The sequence below is a fragment of the Pseudoalteromonas citrea genome (assembly GCF_000238375.3).
GTDB classification, from domain to species: Bacteria; Pseudomonadota; Gammaproteobacteria; order Enterobacterales; family Alteromonadaceae; genus Pseudoalteromonas; species Pseudoalteromonas citrea.
In genome coordinates, this window is record NZ_AHBZ03000022.1 from 55,123 (window position 1) to 77,468 (window position 22,346).

The window sequence follows — 22,346 nt, forward strand, 5'->3', positions numbered from 1 at the left end:
CCTTACACATAATTTGGATTTAACAGCGATACCAATAGTGCACTTTGTGCATGCATCCGGTTTTCAGCTTGTTGAATAATTTTTGAATGCTTACCATCCATCACTTCAGACGTGATCTCGTATTCACGGTGAGCGGGTTGGCAATGTAAAATACTGCTCGCGCCAGTTTGCTCAACTAAAGCTTGATTAATTTGATAGGGCATAAAAGTCTGTTTTACTTGTTCAAGCGGTGTGCTATCACCCATAGACACCCACGTATCGGCATATAACACATTGGAGCCCGCAGCTGCTTCCACGCGATCACTGATCAATACTGATGCGCCATTAACCGCAGCAATTTGCTCAGCCTGTTTTACAATTTGCGCATCTGGAGAGTGGCCTTTAGGACATACCACCACAAAGTCAGTTCCAAGTGTTGCAGCCAACAACATCAATGAATGTGTGACATTATTACCTGCACCAATAAAAGCGAGTTTAAGCTGGCTTACATCACCATACACTTCTTTCAGCGTTAAAAAGTCAGCCAGCGCCTGGCATGGGTGATATAAGTCACATAAGCTATTTACAATTGGAATTGAAGAGTTAGCCGATAACGTAGTGAGCGTGCTATGTTGATTCACGCGTGCAACCAAGCAATCAGCCCAAGTTGATATATTTAAAGCAAAGTCTTGCACCGACTCACGATTACCCATTGCGCCATTTTGTTGGTCTAAATAAACAGCATGTCCGCCCAGTTTATTAATGCCGATATCAAACGATAATCGGGTCCGTAAACTCGGTTTTTCAAATAGTGTCACAACCGACTTACCAGCCAAAGCATGACTATACTCCTGCGGTTGTTGTTTAATATTTATTGCTAAGTCAAGTAACTGCAAAGCTTGGTGTTTATCTAACTCTAAGCCAGTTAAAAAATGTGTCATCGTCATAATTATTCCTAAGGTGTAATTTTTGTTCCAACATGTTCCCCATTAACTAGGGCTGCTAGGTTTTGTGGTTTTTGCCAACTTGATATATACACCCCTCGTCGTAAATGTTGGGCTGCGCGAAGGCTGGTCTTTACTTTGACCTCCATTCCGCCCACGATAACTCCTGTTGCTATAAGTTGTTCTATTTCATGCTCATCTAATTGATGCAGCGATTTTTTTTCAGCATCTAGTACGGCTTCTACATCTGTCATAAAAATCAGTTCAGCGTTTAGTTCACTGGCAATGGCTGCTGCTGCTTCATCAGCATTTACATTAAACAACTGCCCGTCATTTCCAATACCAATGGAGCTAACAACAGGTAACTTCCCCATTGCCAGTAGTTCTGGAAGCACACCATCACTACCTGCAGTACATTCACCGACCTGAGCCAACGCTTTAAGTTTTTGCTTGGTCACGATGCCCGCTTCATACAAACTACAACCGAAAGGTTGCAAATTTGCGACAATCGCTTGCGCCATAAGCTGCTTATTAGCACACCCTGCAAGTGCACCAATAATGTAAGGCATTTGCTCTTTAGGGCTGATCCGTAATCCCTGATGTTTTGCACTCGCAAAACCGGCATCACTAAGCCAACGATCAACTAAAGCACCGCCGCCATGTACCAGCACAAATTGATTTTCTGACGAATGGGATATGATCTCAGCCATTTTTAAAAATAGCTCGCTTGCAGCTTCCTCGGTATTTAAAACGGCACCCCCCACTTTGATAACCCAGGTTTTCATCAACACACTCCTTTTAAGCCAATGTAGCTAGGCTTTTTATTGACAATATTCATACATTGTAAAGCTTGCCCCGCTGCGCCTTTGAGTAAATTGTCGATCGCAACAACCACAATGAGCTGCTCACCTTGCTGCTGCCAACCAATATCAACATAAGGCTGCTTAACCACACCTTTAATCGTCGGGATCGTGCTGCCTTTTAAGCGAATTAACGGCTCATCCGCTAACACTTGATAGGCCTTATCTACATCTTCACTGCGTGTGCCTGGTTTCAAAGTAAGATAAATAGTTTCTAAAATCCCGCGTGGGAAGTTGCCTAAGTGAGGTGTGAATAAAACAGGGTGATCTAAATATTGCGCTATTTCAGGGGTATGACGATGTGTAAATAAGCCATAGGGGGCCAACGATACTTCACAAAAGTGCGTCGCAATATTGGCTTTTCTGCCCGCGCCTGTAACACCCGATACGGCATTAATGATCACTTGATCGTCGGTAAGTAAATTGGCATCTTTTAAGGGTTTGAGTGCATTCAGTGCAGCTGTAGGATAACAGCCAGCCACAGCGATTAACTGTGCATCAGCAATATCTTGAGCATACCATTCAGCCAAGCCATACTGCGCCTGTTCGAGCCACTGTGCATATGGATGCTCAAAGCCATAATATGTATCGTAGTCACTGGTTTTTGCCAAACGATATCCACCTGACAAATCAAAGACCTTTTTGCCCAAAGCTAAAAACTTCGGGGCTAATTCAACGCTTACTTTATGGTCGGTACACAAGCAGACATAATCGGCTTGCTGTTCAATAACTGAAAAAGCCTCTTCAGTTAACGGTAATAAAAGGGTGTCGAGCAAACCCGTGTGCTCTGGATACAACTCGCTCAATAACTTGTCTTTATCCAGACTTTGCTCCGACACATAACAACCCACTAGGGAGAAATGGGGGTGTTTGGCGACTAAACTGGCAAGCTCTGCGCCACTATATCCACTGGCGCCAATAATCACTACATTCATCATTTTGTTACTTACTCTTAATTATCAATTGCATTTTTATACTTACTGTGGAATTAAATAGTGAATGTATATCGTCGCATGCCAGCCTCTAAAATATATTTATGCTAAAAAAGTGAATTGATATTCATATTAAACACCTTTACATTGTTATGCAATTACTTTGAATAAATATTTTGGAAAAATAATGCAAAACCCCAGTTTTTTATCTATGTACCAACAGCTAATAGCAAGCCCGTCTATTAGTTCGCTAGACGAGGCACTGAATATGAGTAATCTCGGTACCATTAATTTATTGGCAAGTTGGTGCGAAAACTTAGGGTTTACCATCGAAATTACAGAGCTTGAAAGTGCACCCGGAAAATACAACTTACTCGCTAAACGCGGAGAAGGCGCTGGAGGGTTAATGCTTGCAGGGCATACTGATACAGTGCCGTTTGATGACAGTCGGTGGAGCCAAGATCCATTTAGTCTAGAGATTAAAGACAATCGTTTTTACGGCCTTGGAACTATTGATATGAAAGGTTTTTTTGCCTTTGCAATTGATGCAATAAGTGAGTTCGATCCAAATAAGCAAACCCAACCTATCTTAATTCTTGCAACTGCGGATGAAGAAACCACGATGGCGGGGGCACAAGAAGTTGCTAAACACCCTACCCTAAAGCCTGCACGCTGTATCATCGGAGAACCGACCGATATGACGCCGGTTTTTATGCATAAAGGTCATATGACATCGGCAATTCGAATTGTGGGGCGCTCTGGGCATAGCTCAGATCCTGAGCGGGGATTGAATGCCATAGAGATCATGCACACTGTGATTGCAAAATTGTTGCAACTAAAAGAAGAACTAAAGAATAAATATTCAATCGAACATTTCGCAATACCTTATCCAACGCTCAACTTAGGTCATATTCATGGCGGTGATAACGCCAACAGAATTTGTGGCTGTTGTGAATTGCATATAGACATACGACCACTGCCAGGACTTAGCATTCAAGAACTACAGCTGTTACTGCTCAATGCAATTAAACCTATTAACGATGAGTTTCCTAACAGTGTGTCTGTTGTTGATATGCATGAGCCTATACCCGCTTTTAGTGGCTCAAATGACAATGCACTCGTCAAACTCGCAGAAAAAATATCTGAAGAACAAGCTGTCGCCGTCAACTATTGCACTGAAGCGCCTTTTATACAGCAACTTGGATGCGAAACGATCGTCATGGGGCCCGGCTCAATTAAACAAGCGCATCAGCCTGATGAATACCTTGCAATGGAAAAAATAGAACCGTCGAAAAAAATCATCAGCCAACTTATTCAAAGTTGTTGCTTTGAATAAAAGCGCTAAAACAGCGCTTGTATTTCACGAAGCACAAGCGCTTTTAGTTGAGGTAGTTATCGCTTAATGGCGCTTTAAATAGGAGAGCCTGGTGGGGTTTTAATTGCTTGATAATTCACTGGCCACTGCCCAGACACTAAGAAATACTGCACTTGTTCAGATAAAAACTGCTTAAATGCACTCTCCCCTTTAGAAACATCATTAAATAACCCTGACTGTGTGTAATCCCCCACTAATTGAGTTAAGTAAAAACGTAGCTGCGCCTGCACTTCTGGGTCTACTTGGTCGCTTATGCTCAAGTCTGCTAGCTTTTTCGCGGTTAAAAACTGCACGCGTTGCGCTAACTTCTTACCCATTGCCTGCTGTTCTTTATCATCAAATACGTGGCTGTACGTTTGGCTAAGTAAATCATCTAGACCGAAGGCACTCGGTGATCTCGCACCTTGCTGCGCAATTCGATTCAGTCGTTGTGAATTGAAAAGTAATTTTAAAGTATGGTTGGCTGACACTTCAGGCAATGCCATTGCATCAAATGTTAAACCGGTGCGTCCGTATACACTTTCGCGTGTCTTTGACTCGCCATAAGCCTTGGGTGGCAAAATTGCTAATATTGATTCAGGTATTTGTAATGCACTGACCTCTAAGGTAGCCAGCATAGCTGCTAATGCTTGCTGCTGCTGCGCTTTTGGTACTACTTGTGCGCCTTTTACAGGCTGCTCACCACGTACTTCATAGTCATAATCAACACCACCAATTAGTTTAACCGCAGACTCAACCTGAAAACGATGGAATAAGTACAGTGGTACTAACTTTTCTTCAAGCTGAGACAACGCTTCACCACGTTTTAAATTATTGATCCCAAAAGTACTGAGAGCCTGCTTTCGTACATCGAGTACGCGCAATAGTTCAGCGGATGGATCGTTACCGTTATCCCACAAGTGTGCCGTTGGATGCGCACCACCTTGCGCTCTTGCATCTCTGTCAGAAATAAACTCCAGCCCTTGCGCGCGATTATCTGCCAATATTGCTGCTAATGCTTGCGCTTCATCACTGGTACCAAAGTCACTATACCCATACTTTACAACTTGCTTATCCCAGTCTCCCATACCCTTAGCATAGCCTTGGGTAATATCTAATTTGCCTTGGCCATCGAAGCCAACCAATGGGTGAGGATAATCCATCACCGATGCACGTTCTTTTGCTGACGCAGAGAAGTTATGTGCAATACCCAATGTATGACCAATCTCATGAGCGCTTAATTGACGAATGCGATCAAGTGCCATGGCATGCAAGTTTTTAGTCACTTCATCCCCTTTGACAAAGGGCGCAGCCAAAGCTTGGGCAATAAGAATATCTTGACGAACACGCAGCGAGCCTAATGTAACGTGGCCTTTAATGATCTCCCCAGTTCGCGGGTCAATAACAGAAGCACCATATGACCAGCCACGCGTTGCTCTGTGCACCCATTGGATCACGTTGTAACGGATATCCATAGGATCAGCATGTGCTGGCAGCATTTTCACTTGAAACGCATTCTTGTAACCTGCTGCCACAAATGCCTCATCCCACCACTGTGCTCCTTCTAGTAATGCTGTTTTAACCGGCTCAGGAACACCAGGGTCTAAATAGTAAATAATCGGTTTAACTGGCTCACTTACGGCCTGCGTCGGATCTTTTTTCGCTAAACGGTGGCGGGGAATATAACGTACAAACATCGACTCACTCAAAGGGGCAGAATAATCTTTATGTTCAATGCTCCAAAAACCTGATTGTGGGTGGAACTTGCGAGGTGTGTAATTACTGTCAGGCAGTCTCACTAAAGAGTGATGCTGATGCACAGTTAATACATGAGGATCTGCGCTGACTTGACGCACATATTCGCCAGGGTTCTTACCTTTAAATGTGAGTAATGCTTCTAACTCGGTATTATCAACAAAGGCTTTTGAACGCGGCAGAAACACCGCGCTTCTTGCGCTATCTAAGCTAAAGTTACCTTGCTTTCGCGCCGCCAATGTACGGCTTACACCATGTACATCCGTCAATAAATAAGGAGTGTAATCGACAAGCACACTGTCATTGTCTTCTGCTACCACCTTAAAACCATGTAATACACTCGACGCAAACGCCTCTTTTACGCTTTGCTGTTCAGCCGCGTTGTGTGAACTTGCTTGATAATACGTATTTAACGCTCGCAGCATCACTTTGTCACCAAAGCGCTCAAACTGCACCATGTACGTGCCACCTAATTGGCCACGATCTAGGCCAATATCATTTGAACCAACCCCATATGGCAAGCTATGCTGTAATAAGAATGGCTGTTTAAACTTATCTACATCTAAGTAAATTTTGCCACTGTGGGAGTCGGCAAAAAATGAGTAATAGCCGGGAAAGTGATTAAGTTTGTCAGTAAACTCATCAATAGACTTAATTGCTGCGTGCGCTTGAGTTATCATAGCGCCTAGCAAAGTGCAGAGAATATAAGGGAGTAACTTAGACTTTTGCATATTCTTACCTTTGTTATTAGAGGTTTTAATGGTCGTAATGCACCTAGTATATAAAATTGTATACAAAGTTCAGCCATTTTAAGACGAAATTCAGCGCGGTTGTTGTTGTCTCTCACATAAATAAACAGCAACCAAAACGTTATCAGGATCAAAAATTATGCGTAGACTGCCCCCGGTGTTAATTGAAGATGGTTGCTCTAGAGAATTGCTTTCACTTATTCGTACTATCTTAGCTGCATGTAAAGAAATTTCCTTTCGTGTTGGCCAAGGTGCACTCTCTGGCGTATTGGGCTCAACACTGGATGAGAATATCCAAGGTGAGACTCAAAAAAAGTTAGATGTTTTATCAAATCAACTACTAAAAGACATTTTACTGGAGTCTGGGTACGTCAAAGCCATCGCATCCGAAGAAGAAGATTATACGGTTGCTGGTAACCCTGATGCCGACTATATCGTGGCTTTTGATCCTCTAGATGGTTCATCAAATACCGATATTAACTCTTTAGTTGGTACCATTTTCTCAATTATGGCCGCGCCAAAAGAGGCAGATCCTGCCGACCCTGCTATTTTCATGCAGCCAGGCCACCAGCAAGTTGCCGCCGGCTATGTTTTATATGGCCCGTGCACTACGCTTGCACTTACAATTGGTAAAGGTACTCGCATCTTTACCCTTGATAAAACGCATGGCAGTTTCTTACTGACTGAAGAGTTTGCAAAAATTCCTGAAGACACACAGGAATACGCAATCAACGCGTCAAATCAGCGTCATTGGCAACCGGCAATGCAAAACTACATCAATGATTTACAAGCAGGCAGTGCAGGTCCTCGCGCCAAAAACTTTAACATGCGCTGGATCGCCGCCATGGTAGGTGATGTACATAGGGTATTATGCCGCGGTGGCATTTTCACTTATCCTGCAGATACAAAAAATCCTGAAAAGCCATACAAATTGCGTTTACTTTATGAAGCCAACCCTATGGCAATGCTCGTCGAGCAAGCCGGTGGTATCGCCCATACGGGTGAACAACGTATTATGGATATTGCACCGGATGCAATCCACCAACGTGTTGCGGTGATTTTAGGTTCTAAGAATGAAGTAGAAACTTGCCTAAATTACCATAAGTAATTCAGTCTGTTAAAGCTAGTTGAATCGTAGTGTGTGCTGCTATTCAACTAGCTAAGATATACTAAACTCTGAGCTTTTATATCCCTTAACCAATCTGACAATGGTATTTGCCTTCCCACTAAGGCGACCCTTGATAAACCCCACTCTTTTAGTAACCAATCACATAATGTGTTCGCCAATTGCTGCTCAAGCTGTAACTCTTTTTCATCAAGCCAAAAGTAAAGCTCGCAATCAAATTCAATACTGCGACTCGGATCGATATAAACACTGCCAATACAGGCTCCAGAGGGTACTTTAAAGACGCTAAATGCAAAGGCCTCCCGTTGCTCAAACTCACTTTGATGGTGGGCCAAAGACGCCGTGTTTTCTGCTAATGTCATATCTGCTTTTGGCCAATTCATTATGCCCTTAAAAAAAGCTCGCAGCCTAACCTGGTTACGCATCACAACCTCGTAGTCTTGTAGCGCCACACTTGGCTCTAGCATTACCAGCTTAAAGGTCCCATCTTCGTACTCTTCAAACACTGCCCTAGGACGTAACACACTCATAATCACAGCCTTATATATCCATCTATTTACTTATCAATCAAGGCTAACAGCTTGCTGACCTTACCCATCGTGAGTGCCCCATTTGCTCTGGGTTGGCTAACGCATAAAGCGCTCCTTCGACCTCTGTATGATCAATATCACCTCTAATTTCTAATAAGTTTGCCCATAACTCTAAATCGTCACAGTCTATTTCTAATGATAAAACGCGTTGTAATACCGAGGCTAAATCAGCATTCGTTACTGTATAAATTATCTCGCTTTGCTCAAATTGCAACAAGGCTGAAAAGGCATCACTTCGCTGTTCGCTGAAGCCAACAACGGCTTTAATAGCCTCAATATGGGTGAGTGTGTTAGTCATTATTATGTTACCGATATTATTATGTTACCGATATTATTAGATCAGAAAAAAACCATCTTCTTTGAACATTAAAACCATTTACGTAAAAACCTAAAAAGCGAGATGTGTTAGTATGCTTCACTTTTGTTTGTTAAGCCTCAGGATATCACCGTATGCACTGTCATCACTGCCAGCAAATACTCACTTGTAGCAACAGTGAACAATGCTGGTGCATGGATATGCCTAATATTATGCCATTAGAAACAGATAAAGGCTGCCTTTGCCGCACCTGTTTAATATCATCTATTCGCCAAAAAATTGAAAAAATGGCAAGCCAGCCAATCCGCCAGCAGTTAAAGTTGGCAAAACAATACGCCCACCCTAGTTCTTTTATTGAAGGGCTTGATTACGACATGGAAGAAGGTTTTATGGTTATGACTCGATGGGCTCATTTAAAACGTGGAAAATGCTGTGGTAATCATTGCCGGCATTGCCCTTACACAGCACGCTAACTGGCTTGTAAAAGCGCATTGAGAGAATTATCCGGTTCTTTGATATGGCAACGTCCCATCATGTAACTGTACAATTCCCCCTCTGAGATGGAGGCAATATCAATATTAGCCACCAAGCGTCCTTTCGATAACACGATTGCTCGATCACATACTTCACTGACAAAAGGCATGTCATGACTGACTAATAACACGGTTACCCCCTGCGCGCTTATAGTACGAATCACCTCTTGTAATTGCGCCACTTGACTCATTCCCAATGCACTACTGGGCTCATCCATCACCACCACTTGAGCGCCAAAATGAATGGCTCGTGCAACCGCAATTAACTGCCGTTCTCCCGCGGATAAATGCTTAACTAAACGGTCTAAATCACGAAATTCACACCCTAGCCGCTCCAATGCTCGCCCCGTCAAAAACCGCATTAACCTTTTGTCTAACCAACCCAGTATTTTTAAAATTAAATTATCATGATGTAACTCACGACCTAGGAAAAAGTTACTCACCACATCCAATTCATCAATGAGGCCAAAATTTTGATGGACGGCTTCAATACCAAGCTTTCTGGCATCTAAAGGACTCAATATTTGCATGGTTTGGCTTTGCCTAACAATATACCCGCTATCCATCGTCAGCATACCGGTCAAACATTTAACTAACGTCGACTTCCCGGCACCATTGTGCCCCAAAACTGCAATGACCTCCCCTTCATTAGCACTAAATGACACATCATCGAGGACTTTACCGCCATTTAGAGACTTACTTAATCCAGTAACTGAAATGGCGTGTTGCGCAAGTATGTCACTTAGCATTATTGAGCTCCTTATGAACCAAAGTGATAACCATAACCAGCACCAGCCCTTTAACGATTAATTGTGTGTTTATAGTAAAGCCCAGTAATATTAGACCATTGTTCAGTAAGCCAATTAATAAAGCACCGCAGATCACACCGATAACACGCATTTGGTTTCCGACTAACTGCGTACTGCCAATGGCCACCGCGATAAACACATTCAGTAAATCAAATTCACCTAATGCATAACGCGCACTTTGCATTCTTGCGGCATATAACAACCCTGCGAATGCAGCAAACAACGAGCACATTACTAATGCTAACATACGAACTTTCACTGGGCTTATGGTCAGTTGAAGGGCATTTTCTGGTGATTTTCCAACAGCTAACAGATGACGCCCTAATGTCAAGCAATGAACAATTAACCAAGCAACTAACGCCAAAATTGCCACCCAATAAAGAGATGTGGGAATACCCATAAACAGCTCAGAACCAAACAACATAATAAAGTGCTCATTGGTAATAGGGATGGACTCTAAGCCACTGATTGAACGCGCAATACCTATCATGATACTCATCGTGCCTAATGTTACTAACAACGAGGATGTTTTTAGATATTCAATTAATAGTCCATTTATAACCCCAGCAAAAAGACCAACACTAAGTGCACCCAAAATAGCAAATATCATATGAACTTCACGCAATAGAAGACCACAAACAACCGCAGACAAAGCCACCACAGCCCCTATAGATACATCAATATGGCGCACTGATAACGCAAAAGATAGCCCCAATGCCATCACCATAACTGGCGCTGTTTGACGCATTATATTGATAAAGTTGGCACTGCTGAAAAAACCACTGTCGTGTAACAAAGCAGAGAAAATCAGCGTCATAACAACCAGCAGGTAATACACAAACCACTCTTTTTTACGTAATAGCGGGCCAAGCGATAGTAAAAGGGTATTTCGCTTCATTCACATACCTCCTTGTGACTTAAAACACACTGTAAAGCACGAGGTAGATTACTGCGAAACGCCAAAGGCCAAACCGCTTCAAGGTTGTCCTTAGTGACTAAATCATATTCTATTGGTTTAAGTAGTGGGTTTGTAATACCTCGCTGACTATTTATGGCACGCATGGCCATCGCCGTCCCGACATCATAAGGCCTATCAGAAACAACCGCGTACATATTCCCTCCCTGTGCCATATCCAGTAAGGTGCTTACGCCCAAATCATGACTTACGACTTTGACATTATCACGGCCCATCATACGCAATGCTTCAATGACACCCTCTGCAGCCTTTTCCCACGAAACGTAAATTGCATCAATATTTGGCTGCTTTAGTAGCATTGCCATGGTCACTGCGCTGGTATCTTGCTCTTGCACAAACCCTTTTTTAGCGACCACGGTAATATCTTGGTAGGTTTTTAAGGCATCAAGAAATGCCTTGTCTCTTTGGTTAGTGACATAATAATCAGCTTCATGAAAAATGACCCCCACATTACCTGTGTGCACTACAGCCCTATCTATTAACTGCGCGGCCGAACGCCCCATTGCCTGAGTATTGACAGAAATAAGGCCCGCAAAGTGTTTATGCTCCTGAATTGAGAGTATAGGGTTACTTAGCAGCACTAATTTAGTGCCAGCTTCCAGTAGCTGACGATAACCCGATGCGGTAGAAACGCTATCTACACTCAAAGACAGTACAAAGCTTGGCCTTAAAGCATTAATGCTCTCTAAATCAGCTAATTGTTTCACCGGGTCATACTGCGCATCGGTTATAGCAATAACGTCTATATCAAAACGTTCGAACGTATCTAACGCACCACGTGTCACTGCATCCGTCCAAGGGCTGCTGCTATGCCATGCCAATGCAGCTGTCTGGGTACCTTCTGCCAATCGTGATTTTTCAGTGTTAATTACAGGCATCGATACTTGTGCGTTAACACGATTAAAGACCACTAACATCACAACTAGAACGATACAAAATCCAGTGTAAAATAACCCTCTAAGAACATGAAGCATATGAAGAAAATGTGTATAAAATTTATATAGGTAGTGTTATGTATTCGCCTGCTTAAATCAATCTGTTTTACTTATTAATTTTTTATTATATTTTTCTGTGCTTTGAAATAGAATATCGTAGTAAACTTTTATGTCACTAAATGCGATATCAACAAAACAATACAGGTTAACAATTTTGAAAGGTTCAAATGCGAAACAAAGCAAATTACTAAACTTACGTTTAGTACTCTCACAAATTGTAACGTTAGGGCCACTTTCACGTGCAGATATCGCACGAAATACCAAGCTCACTAAGCAAACCATTACCAATATTGTTGACGCACTACTGACTCACAACCTCGTGTCTGAAACAGGCATTAAAAAAGTGGCTGGCGCAGGAAAACCTTCAACTATGTTGTGTTTAAATCCAAATGCAGGCTATACCTTAGCCATTAGGATCATAGAGGGTGAGTATGAAATCGGGCTGTTTAAATTAAATGGCCACTGTATAAATAAGTCCAGCCATACGTCACAGGCAACGACATTAATACAAGACATATGCGCATACTCTGAACAGTTACTACATGATTCATCAATAGGTAAATCCTCTATTTTGGGTGCTGGACTGATTGTGCAAAACAATCAATTAGCCCCACTTGATGCTCATCAGTTCGCAAAAGACATTCAGACAACCTTAGCCACTGAAATACGCTTACCTGTTGCACTTAGTAACTGCGCTGCTGCATGCGCCTCATACCAATTATTATTTGGTGAAGCCAGAGAGCTAGACAGTTTTGTATATGCTCACATTGGCGAGCGTATTGAGGCCGCGACTGTTTATGAAAGAAAAGTGCTACTCGGGCAAAATGGAATTACAGGTGCATTGGGTGATCTATTCATTACCCCGGATCTCACAGTAAAAAAATCGACTCCGGGTCGATTAAATGACTTTTCGTCACTCGGTGCTTTACGTAAAATATTAAAACAGCCACAGTGTAGTCATCAAGCGTTAATCGAACAGCAAAACAGCGACAATAAAAAAATACCTCTTTGGTTAACTCAAGCGCAAGAACCGTTGAGGGTCGCTATTCATACCATTGAATCGCTACTGAATCCGCAAACAATTATTATTGGTGGCGATACATCTGACTGGTTGTTAGACACATTACTCTCTCAATTACGGCCTTTAATACCCTCAATCTCGCAGTACGGTGAACGTAAAGTTATTCGCCTGATCAAAGCACCGGATGTCGCTAATATCGCTTTAAAAGGCTGTTCCACCCTACCATTACAAGCAGCACTTGACCCCAATAGTACAAACATCTTGGAAATTGCACCGCTACAGGAATTATCAGAATTACAAACTCTGATCTACACCTCATCACAGTGAATAGGCAGCTCATCAGTAAATTCCGTTCTTCCCCATTCACTCCACGAGCCATCGTAGACAGATAAATGGCCATATCCGCACTCATCTGCAGCAAGTGCTAATATACATGCGGTCACGCCCGAACCACAGCTAAACTGTAAGCTTTTATTTTCACAGCCTAGCTGATGAAAAAAAGTAGCTAACTCATTTATAGAGCGCAACCTTCCCTCACGGGTGAGTAAAGCTTGGTAGTGTAAGTTTTTACTGTTCGGAATGTGGCCACTTCGCATGCCTATACGAGGTTCCGCCTCACTTCCAGAAAAACGAAGCGGACTACGAGCATCGAGTAGCAAATAATCATTACTTGATATCGAACACAGTACTTTATCTCGGTTAATAAAATAACTGTGGGTTAAATCTAGCGTTGCTATAAAATCACCTATTACTTTTGGTTTAGTGTATGCTTGTTGAGTTGGATAACCACATCGTAACCACTCAGGTAACCCACCATCCATAATAAACACTTGGTCAAACCCCATACTTTTTAGCATCCACCAAGCTCTAGCGGCTGAAAAGAGCCCTTTATCATCATAAACCACAATGGTATCTGCCTGGTTCACACCCAATTGACGCATGTGAGACTGAAATTGGTATTGGTCACACATCATATTGGATAACCCCGTATTAGGCTTTGCCAAGGCGTAACTTATATCAAAGCGTCGTGCACCTTTAGCGATTGCCACGGGCTCATACGGCTCATCTAGCCCGGGCTTAACAATCCCAGCGTCGAAAACCAAAACTTTATCTAAATTCCTAACAACCCATCCACAACTTTTCACATTTTTCATAAAGGCTCTATGTTATAATTTAACTTCAGATACCATCTACTGTAATATTAAATCGAATAAAAACAGTAATAAACTTACTCATTGCTATGAAAATAATAAACCCGAATAAAATTACAGGCCCAATATTAGTCGTGTTACCAAAGTTCATTGGTGATGTTATTAATACCCTACCAGCACTTACATTATTGAGTGAGCTATACCCCAATCAAACTATTTTTTTACTCGCGCGCCCTCACCTATGCGAGCTATTGAAGAAAACCGATATCAAAAACATAAAGGTTATTGAAGACAATCGAACTTCAAAGTTAGAACTTCACTCTTTATTGCACTTAACAAAACAACTTAGGGATTATCATTTTTCACTCGCATTACTGTTTAGAGGGTCTCTACGAGAAGCCATTTTATGTAAGTTCGCAGGTATTCAACATATCATCGGATATGCGCAAAATTTACGTTCCGGTTTGCTAAGCCATTCATTAAAACTAAACCCTTGTCATCATTATATTCACCGCTATTGCCGACTGGTGAATGATACACATGGAAAACCATTCGATACTTATTCAGTACCAAAGCTGCTCCCACAACCACCAAGCAGCTCCGTACTTAATAATTCTACATTAAAGGTTGGGTTATATTTTGGTGGACAAAATAAAGGAAGTCGTCATTACCCAAAAGAGCTTGCTCGACAAGTTGTTATCCTGTTGAAAGAGCAAGTTCAATGTCATTTATACATCTTTGGAGATCTAAGCGAAAGTTCAGATAATGCAGACTTGCAGCAAGCACTCAATCTAAGTGATACGCAAATAACAGATCTGAGTGGTAAAACAACACTTTCTACACTTATTGATACCATTGCTGTGATGGATTTAATGATAAGTATTGACTCAGGGCCAATGCATATGGCCTGTGCCGTTAACACCCCATGCGTCGCACTAGTCGGGTTTGGTACGTCTCCTTGGTCTCTTGTTGAACCCAAAAATGATAATTTCATTGCCGCTAAAAATAGCAGCAAAAGCCTCATTGAGCCAGATATCATTGCGTCAATTACACCCCATAGTATTGTAAAGGCAGGACGAATGTTATTGAACAGTTAACACTCCCATTTTGTTGTATTTATCGGTATTATTAATAAAAGTTATTTTATATATTACCAATATGTCATTACCGATATTTGTCATAAATATGAAAAGCAGTGCTGAACGTTGGCAAAAAACCCACAGCCGGCTGCAAAATTTAGGCCTTGAATGTGTCAGGTTTGACGCAACCGTAGGAAAATCACTGAGCGAAGCTGAAATCTCAACATGGTATGATGTTGACGCTAATTTACGTAAACACCATAGAAATATGACTCCAGGCGAAATAGGTTGCTACATTAGCCATATGCGTGTGTGGCAGCATATGGATGATAAAAATATTCCAGCAGCTATCATCTTAGAAGATGACTTAATCATTGAAGATCATCTCAGTGAAACAATTGACCAATTAAGTATGTTAACTAACTGGGATATGATTAAATTATCAGATAATCGAGCCAACCCTTTTATTGACAGTTTCACTTTAACCAAACAGCTAGTTTTAGGCAATTACCTCAAGGTCCCCAATGGTACTCAAGGTTATGCCGTTAGCTTACCAGGGGCACAAAAACTTTTACAGCGTAAACCCTTTTTCAGACCTGTGGACGTTGATATTCAATTTCATAGTGAAGTCGATTTACGCTTAATTGGTATTAAACCTTACCCTATCAGTGAAGATCTCTCATTTGATAGCGAAATAGTTAATACCAATGTGGGTAGACACTCCAATAAAAGCACCTTTTTACGCAATGCAAAGCACCGAATTGCCATGTATTTACAACGTAAAAAAATCTCTGGAGATTTAACCACAGTCATTAAACCTCAATAATTGTTGGGTGATGACGCGAGTCTGGTGAGCACGGTGTTTTATCACCGGTAAAGTACGCCTACACGGTTAGTTTTCACCCCTGTGTATTTACCTCATCTAACTACTGCTATGCCTACAAATGCCTTCAGACAAAATAGTCATATAGGCAGGCTAGTTCTCTTTAGTAAATGAAGCCCTACTATCAAAAAATGCAATAGGGCACTTAGCCCACCTCATGATAATTACCTAACCACTTTGAGAAATCAGCGGCTGCTAATGGGCGGCTCAAATGATAACCTTGGGCATAATCACATTGCATCTTTTGTAGTAAATCAAGTGATGATTGGTTTTCAACTCCTTCCGCGACAACACAAAACCCGAGTTGATGACCAAGGGTAATTGTCGAGTGAACAATGCATTGGTCTTGATGTGATTCATCTAATTTTAAGATAAACACTTTATCAAGTTTTAGCTCATCAATTGGTAGCATTTTTAAACGCCCTAATGATGTTTGGCCTACACCATAGTCATCTAAAGAAATCATCACTCCTAACGATTTAAGTGCTTTTAACACCTCAATACCTTTGGCCTCATTTTCAATCATATCGCGTTCTGTTAACTCAATAGTAATGAGGTTCGCCGGGACATTATTATCAGCCAATATCTGTTTTAAATGTGGTAAAAAACCATCATCGGCAATATCTTGTGCTGATACATTAATGGCCGCCTTCATAGTAAGACCTTGTGATAACCACTCACTGACTTGCGTCACGACCGTACCGACAACCCATTGGGTTAATTCAACAATTAACCCTGACTGCTCGGCTAAATCAATGAATAGCTCGGGCGAGACCCACTCCCCATTACAGCGTTTCCAGCGAATGAGTGACTCCACTTTATCAATTTGCTGATTATTTAAATTGAGCTTCGGCTGATAAGTCATAAATAATTGCCGATCATTGGCAACTAATGCTTGTTTGAGCTCATCAATGATCTGTAAGCGTTCTAAGTGTTCTTCATCTTCCCCATCTTGATAATAATACACTTCCTCCCCCCCTTGGGCAGCAGTGTCTACCGCGATTAGGGCTCTGCGGATGAGGTCGTCGGGTGTTTGTGCTTGCTCAGGGTAACTTACTACACCAACACTGAAACGCAGTGCAATGTCGAGGCCTTGGATCGTGTAACTATCTGTAAGTAATGTAACTAGTTGAGTCACACATTCTTGCATAGTACTATCCGGTTTTGCTGCAAGTACTGTTAAAAATTCATCACCGCCCAATCGAGCATTAAAGCCAGTCAGAGACTCAGTGGCCATTTTCATCCGCTCTGCCACGGCTTGAATACAACTATCCCCCACCCTTGGACCTAACTTATCATTGATATGCCTTAAGCCTTTAATATCGATTGCGACAAGATAAAACTGCTGTGAGCCGGTAAGGTGTTTACTTAATAAGTCTAGTGCTGCGGTTCGATTATAAAAGCCCGTTAAATTATCATGTCGCGCCTGAAAGCGAATTTGCTTCTCACGCGTCTGAATGTCTTCCCCCATCTCATGAAATGCATCGACTAATTCACAAATTTCTTTACTGGGTTTGGTCTCTGTGAGCGTGGCTAAATAATTACCTTGTGCGAATTGCTTTGCCATTACTGTGAGTTGCTGCAACGGCGTCGTTAAGTTATTCGCCAATATGCCACTGGCAATAAAGCCTAATACGATGGTCCCGCACGATAACAGAATAATCGTTAAAACCAATTGATCAAACTCTTGGTAATGGCGACTCAAGTCCGCACTCAATACCACGCTAATTGGATTACTCGCTAACGCTGCTAAAGGTACTTCAGCACTAATAAATACTGGGTGTTCTTTAAACCAACGAGTGATCCTTTGACCGTGAATGTAACCCAATAAATCTAACTCTGATGGATACTCCATGATAGAGCTGGCTTTCAAGCCACTCACATGACCAATGAAGCTCATTTCCATTCCCGTTAATTCTTTTAGTTCAACGGCCACAGTTTCATCAATGGCGAAGCCAACAATACTGAATGCAATTGTTCGCGGGGCTTTAATGGGTAAAATTATGGCTTGATACAGCTTGCCACTAATCACAATAAATGTAGAGCGCTCACCATTTGCCAGTAAATCCTTCATTAACGCACGACTGTCATCTGGTAGTACAATGTCCGCTTGATTTGCTGAGATCATCTTGCCACGGACATCAAGTAACAGCATTAAATCAGCATCAATGCGCTGACTGTGGTTGTATAACACACTTCGAATGGTTTCAGCATCACGAGACGCGACCGCTTGTTTAAAGCCAAAATCAGCAGTGAGTACCGTCGCTGCTGTCACCAACAAACGCTCTTTGGCTTTTAAATACTGTTGGTAAACATTTTGCGCAACTTTTAAATCCTGCTGAACCTGTCTTTCGTTAAAGTGACTAGTCGACCACCAAAAGCTCACCAAGCTTGCCATTGAGGTCAGTAAAACCAAGCCCACACACAATAAAATAATCCGATTCTTTAAACTAGTGCCCATGATGCTCCTTAAGTACTTCACCAAAGGTATTACGAGGTAAAGGTGTAGATGCTGCTGTTATTATTCTTGTTCTCGTTGCTTTACCGGGCAATCGTAATTAATACACCCAGCCATATCTTGTCTTCACCAGCCATAACATACTTCATTGCACTGCATAAAAGCTATTCCCTCAAAGTGGGCACACACGGCAGATACTTTTACACATACAGAAAAAGCGGTGATGTGGTAAAAGTACAAAATAGTTATGGTCTGAAAAACACATGTGAAAGACTAACCTTATCATCAGCGTTTTACTTTATAGCTCTAAGTAAAAGTGACAGGCAGCTTAATTGCAAGGAATTTGCGAGGTAATACCCAACAAACAACATAAACTCCTGTTTATTGGGTAAATATCATGATTTTTACTGATTTTATTCTACGTCAATTAAGCCATAGTCACGATCAAGAATAGCGATTACTTCAGCACGCGGATCGGCAGGGATAGTCAGTTGCTTACCAACTATTTTACTGGCAATGCCAACATAGGTATCAGATACCGACATCAACACATCTACCGGTAGCTTATATCCATGCGCAAGCGCTTCACGCTCAGTCATGCGATCTTTATTCAGTAGCACGTCACTGTCGGGCACGTTATTGATTAATAGCTGTCGGAACCCTTCTTTTGAGTTTTCAACAATTTTACCATCACGGTATGCTGGTCCATCCCAGATGCGACTTGAATCTGGCGTGCCAACCTCGTCGATATAAATCAATTTTTGGCTGCCATCTTGTTGCTCGACATAACCAAACTCAAATTTGGTATCCACAAAAATTTGATCTAACTTGGCCAACTCGTCGCTTATCAAAGCAAAGCCTTCGCTAAGTAATTGCTCATATTTAGCAACATCTTGCTCTGTGTTAAAATTGAATTCGGCTAAATTATCGGTAATATTTTTACGGGTAATATTCACATCATCTACTTCAGGAACATCTGCGACACCCGTAATGATCCCCTTAGTTGAAGGCGTGATCAAAACCTCATCTAGCTTTTGGTTCGCTTCTAAGCCCTCTGGTAAATCAATACCACAGAAGTTGCGAACGCCTTTGCTATAGTCACGCCACATGCTACCTGTAATGTACTGACGAGCAATTGCCTCGACTTTTACCGTACTGGCTTTCCTTACGATCCACACGTATGGGTGCGGAATATCAACAATATGGTTACCAGCTAAACCGGCATCGTCGAACAACTTAAACCAATGTGCTGCCACACTGTTTAAAGCAATGCCTTTACCTGGCACACCATTCAAATCATTCTCACCTTGCCAAATACAGTCAAAGGCTGAAATACGGTCTGAGATAACCATAATCGCTAACTCAGTCCCTTTTGGTACGTCATACTTTTTATCTGCAATTAAACGGGCACTATCTTCATCCGTTAACCAATATACTGAACGCACCTTACCGCTGTGTACTGCACCTTTGGTGCGAATTGGCAGATCATCATTTACATCTAAAACTTTGTAGCTACTCATTATTACTCCAAGGCCGGATGCACCTTGCTAAAGGGCACAAAAATATGAGGGGGTTAGGAGGCGCTATAATAAGCTTTTAGGGCTTAAATCACAATCTATAGCCGAAAAGTTCGTACGAAAATACAGCCACTAAATGGAATACGACCTTGATGGTGTTTCATCGCCAAAAGTCGGCATTTAAACCAAACTCGGTGTTGCTAAGATGAAAACTGTAATACTATCTCATTGACATTCACTCGCTTGGTTTCATTATGCTCACAATCACAGACCTTACTCATACTTGGCCTGGCCAGTCCCAACCGACGCTCAACATTAAAGCGTTACATATTGACAAAGGTGAACGTGTTTTCTTGTACGGCCCAAGCGGATGCGGGAAATCGACGTTACTTGGGCTACTGGCGGGCATCAATATGCTGCAATCAGGCCAAGTTAAAATATTAAATACTGACTTAGCAACATTAAGTCATGCCAACCGAGATCGTTTTAGAGCAGATCATATTGGCACAATATTTCAAAGCTTTAACTTACTTCCCTATTTAAATCCGCTCGAAAATGTCACTTTAGGGTGCGAATTTTCAAAACAACGACACAAACGCTTGGCTGATAAAAATACCGACGTAAAAACCGAAGCAACTCGACTTTTAAACGCCCTCGGTATCAATGAGTCAGTATTATCGCAGGATGTATCAAAACTCAGTATTGGGCAGCAACAGCGTGTTGCCGCCGCCAGAGCATTTATCGGTGAACCTGAGCTTATTATTGCCGATGAGCCCACCTCATCATTAGATGCCGATAACCGCCAAGCTTTCATCGAAACGTTATTTAGCCAAGCCAAAGGTTACCAAGCCAGTATATTGTTTGTGAGCCATGATCAGAGCCTTGCTTCGTTATTTGATCGCCAAATCAGTTTGTCAGATATTAATGGGGTATGAGATGACATTGCTTAAACTCGCTATAAAAAGTAGCTTAAACCGTAAAGCCAGTGTGTTACTTACCCTCTGTACCATCGCCATCAGTGTCATGCTGCTGTTAAGCATCGAACGAGTAAGACAAGATGCAAAAAGCAGTTTTAGTAATACAATTTCAGGCACGGATTTAATTGTTGGCGCACGTACAGGAGATATTCAATTACTATTATCTAGTGTTTTTCGCATTGGTCATACCAACAATGCAGTCTCATGGCAAAGCTACCTCGACATCAAAGACCGCAAAGGGGTGGCATGGACCATTCCAATTAGCTTAGGGGATAGCCATAAAGGTCATGCGGTTTTAGGGACTGACGACGCCTATTTTACGCACTATCGCTACGGTAAAAAGCAACATTTAGCATTTCAGCAAGGCCGAGCGTTTCATAATGGACAAGAAGTGGTGCTGGGCAGTGATGTCGCAAGTAAATTGCATTATCATATCGGGCAGCAAATTGTGATATCACATGGTATGGGCAATACCAGCTTTCATCATCATGATGATAACCCGATGACCATTGTCGGAATATTAGCGCCCACCGGAACACCTGTAGACAAAACACTACATATTCCACTCATTGCCGTTGACGAAATGCACCAGCAAAGTCATAAACAACCAATACTAATTGGCAATAAGCCACAAAAAACCAATGACCATGACCATGACCATGACCATGACCATGACCATGACCATGACCATGACCATGACCATGACCAACACGATACACATCATGATGAACATGGCCACCAGCAATTTACACTCGACTCACAACCTGGTGACTTAATTGGTGCCCCAAAACAAATTACGGCATTTTTAATGGGTTTTGATTCGCCGCTGTATACCTTGCAAGTCAGGCGTAACATCAATATGTATAAGGCGGAGCCATTGCTGGCCATCATGCCTGGCATTACCCTCAGGGAACTGTGGGAAATGCTCGATATTGTGGAGAAAATACTGCTGCTGTTTTCAATCGTAGTGGTACTTGTCAGCTTATTAGGCATGTTAACCACCTTGCTTGCCACACTCAGCCAACGCCGTAGAGAATTGGCTATCTTGCGCTCCGTAGGTGCTCGCCCCATTCATATATTCGCCTTAATGAGCAGTGAAGCCATCCTCATCACCTTTATGGGTTGCTTAGCTGGGTGTATGTTATTTTATGGGCTACTGATCACCGCTAATCCGCTATTACAAAGCCAATTTGGCATTAGCCTAACCATTGATTGGTTGTCAAACTATGAACTCATGCTGTTAGGCGCTATTATGGCTGCCGGTACATTAATGGGGTTACTTCCCGCTGCCAGAGCCTATTTTTATTCCTTGGCTGATGGTATGAGCATTAAAATTTAGGAG

The 22,346-nt window shown here is 42.1% G+C and carries 20 protein-coding genes; 8 read left to right on the top strand and 12 right to left on the bottom strand.

All coding sequences use genetic code 11. The annotated features are described in order from the left end of the window. Window positions 1–2: 2 nt before the first annotated feature. The 3 genes from PCIT_RS14775 to argC are packed head-to-tail and all read right to left on the bottom strand — an operon-like array spanning window position 3 to window position 2,718. Window positions 3–926, bottom strand: coding sequence for an ornithine carbamoyltransferase (locus tag PCIT_RS14775; protein ID WP_010364114.1), 924 nt, complete (start codon window positions 924–926; stop codon window positions 3–5). Window positions 927–934: 8 nt separating this feature from the next. Further along, window positions 935–1,714: an acetylglutamate kinase gene (gene argB, locus PCIT_RS14780; protein WP_157592819.1), complete on the bottom strand. Its 780-nt coding sequence runs from the start codon at window positions 1,712–1,714 to the stop codon at window positions 935–937. After that, on the bottom strand, window positions 1,708–2,718 hold the full coding sequence (gene argC / locus PCIT_RS14785) for an N-acetyl-gamma-glutamyl-phosphate reductase (protein ID WP_010364118.1): 1,011 nt from the start codon (window positions 2,716–2,718) through the stop codon (window positions 1,708–1,710). The genes argB and argC overlap by 7 nt, the downstream gene beginning before the upstream one ends. 184 nt (window positions 2,719–2,902) lie before the next feature. On the opposite strand from argC, the gene argE reads away from it, so the two are divergent. Continuing rightward, window positions 2,903–4,051, top strand: a complete 1,149-nt coding sequence (gene argE / locus PCIT_RS14790; RefSeq protein ID WP_010364120.1) for an acetylornithine deacetylase — start codon at window positions 2,903–2,905, stop codon at window positions 4,049–4,051. A 74-nt stretch (window positions 4,052–4,125) separates the two neighbouring features. Here the strand turns inward: argE and PCIT_RS14795 are convergent, their stop codons facing one another. After that, entirely contained in the window at window positions 4,126–6,555 is a 2,430-nt protein-coding gene (locus PCIT_RS14795) for a zinc-dependent metalloprotease (protein ID WP_010364122.1), read from the bottom strand. A 157-nt stretch (window positions 6,556–6,712) separates the two neighbouring features. On the opposite strand from PCIT_RS14795, the gene PCIT_RS14800 reads away from it, so the two are divergent. After that, on the top strand, window positions 6,713–7,681 hold the full coding sequence (locus PCIT_RS14800) for a class 1 fructose-bisphosphatase (protein WP_010364124.1): 969 nt from the start codon (window positions 6,713–6,715) through the stop codon (window positions 7,679–7,681). Between the two features lie 47 nt (window positions 7,682–7,728). Here the strand turns inward: PCIT_RS14800 and PCIT_RS14805 are convergent, their stop codons facing one another. Together PCIT_RS14805 and PCIT_RS14810 are read right to left on the bottom strand one after the other, a co-directional pair. Beyond that, a complete protein-coding gene (locus tag PCIT_RS14805) occupies window positions 7,729–8,229 on the bottom strand; it encodes a hypothetical protein (RefSeq protein ID WP_010364126.1) in 501 nt (166 codons plus the stop codon). A gap of 43 nt (window positions 8,230–8,272) precedes the next feature. Then, complete coding sequence (locus tag PCIT_RS14810) at window positions 8,273–8,587, bottom strand: hypothetical protein (protein WP_010364128.1); 315 nt, start codon at window positions 8,585–8,587, stop codon at window positions 8,273–8,275. Between the two features lie 212 nt (window positions 8,588–8,799). On the opposite strand from PCIT_RS14810, the gene PCIT_RS14815 reads away from it, so the two are divergent. Continuing rightward, a complete protein-coding gene (locus PCIT_RS14815; RefSeq protein WP_010364130.1) occupies window positions 8,800–9,078 on the top strand; it encodes a C1orf53 family protein in 279 nt (92 codons plus the stop codon). On the opposite strand, the gene PCIT_RS14820 is transcribed toward PCIT_RS14815, so the two are convergent. The 3 genes from PCIT_RS14820 to PCIT_RS14830 are packed head-to-tail and all read right to left on the bottom strand — an operon-like array spanning window position 9,075 to window position 11,840. Then, the gene (locus PCIT_RS14820; protein ID WP_010364132.1) at window positions 9,075–9,887 is read right to left on the bottom strand and encodes an ATP-binding cassette domain-containing protein; all 813 of its coding nucleotides are present in this window, start codon (window positions 9,885–9,887) and stop codon (window positions 9,075–9,077) included. The genes PCIT_RS14815 and PCIT_RS14820 overlap by 4 nt on opposite strands. Then, window positions 9,877–10,845, bottom strand: a complete 969-nt coding sequence (locus PCIT_RS14825; protein ID WP_010364134.1) for an ABC transporter permease — start codon at window positions 10,843–10,845, stop codon at window positions 9,877–9,879. Before PCIT_RS14825 ends, PCIT_RS14820 begins: the two co-directional genes overlap by 11 nt. Further along, window positions 10,842–11,840: a substrate-binding domain-containing protein gene (locus PCIT_RS14830; RefSeq protein ID WP_010364135.1), complete on the bottom strand. Its 999-nt coding sequence runs from the start codon at window positions 11,838–11,840 to the stop codon at window positions 10,842–10,844. Before PCIT_RS14830 ends, PCIT_RS14825 begins: the two co-directional genes overlap by 4 nt. A 232-nt stretch (window positions 11,841–12,072) precedes the next feature. Between PCIT_RS14830 and PCIT_RS14835 the strand changes: the two genes are divergently transcribed. Beyond that, on the top strand, window positions 12,073–13,266 hold the full coding sequence (locus tag PCIT_RS14835; RefSeq protein WP_040697284.1) for an ROK family transcriptional regulator: 1,194 nt from the start codon (window positions 12,073–12,075) through the stop codon (window positions 13,264–13,266). Here PCIT_RS14835 and PCIT_RS14840 read toward each other — a convergent pair. Continuing rightward, complete coding sequence (locus tag PCIT_RS14840; protein WP_010364137.1) at window positions 13,248–14,093, bottom strand: sulfurtransferase; 846 nt, start codon at window positions 14,091–14,093, stop codon at window positions 13,248–13,250. The genes PCIT_RS14835 and PCIT_RS14840 overlap by 19 nt on opposite strands. An 86-nt stretch (window positions 14,094–14,179) precedes the next feature. Between PCIT_RS14840 and PCIT_RS14845 the strand changes: the two genes are divergently transcribed. Beyond that, window positions 14,180–15,187 (top strand): glycosyltransferase family 9 protein, encoded by a 1,008-nt coding sequence (locus PCIT_RS14845; RefSeq protein WP_010364138.1) that lies wholly within the window; start codon window positions 14,180–14,182, stop codon window positions 15,185–15,187. Window positions 15,188–15,248: 61 nt separating this feature from the next. After that, window positions 15,249–15,995 carry a glycosyltransferase family 25 protein gene (locus tag PCIT_RS14850; protein ID WP_010364139.1) on the top strand — a complete coding sequence of 249 codons (747 nt, stop codon included), beginning with the start codon at window positions 15,249–15,251 and terminating at the stop codon, window positions 15,993–15,995. 202 nt (window positions 15,996–16,197) lie between these two features. Here PCIT_RS14850 and PCIT_RS14855 read toward each other — a convergent pair whose 3' ends face one another. Next, entirely contained in the window at window positions 16,198–18,513 is a 2,316-nt protein-coding gene (locus PCIT_RS14855) for a bifunctional diguanylate cyclase/phosphodiesterase (RefSeq protein ID WP_010364140.1), read from the bottom strand. 410 nt (window positions 18,514–18,923) lie between these two features. Next, complete coding sequence (locus PCIT_RS14860) at window positions 18,924–20,030, bottom strand: phosphoribosylaminoimidazolesuccinocarboxamide synthase (RefSeq protein WP_010364141.1); 1,107 nt, start codon at window positions 20,028–20,030, stop codon at window positions 18,924–18,926. A 251-nt stretch (window positions 20,031–20,281) separates the two neighbouring features. Here PCIT_RS14860 and PCIT_RS14865 point away from each other — a divergent pair, with 251 nt between their 5' ends. Then, window positions 20,282–20,962 (top strand): ABC transporter ATP-binding protein, encoded by a 681-nt coding sequence (locus tag PCIT_RS14865; RefSeq protein WP_010364142.1) that lies wholly within the window; start codon window positions 20,282–20,284, stop codon window positions 20,960–20,962. Window position 20,963: 1 nt separating this feature from the next. Further along, the gene (locus PCIT_RS14870) at window positions 20,964–22,343 is read left to right on the top strand and encodes an ABC transporter permease (protein WP_010364143.1); all 1,380 of its coding nucleotides are present in this window, start codon (window positions 20,964–20,966) and stop codon (window positions 22,341–22,343) included. The last annotated feature ends 3 nt before the right edge of the window (window positions 22,344–22,346 follow it).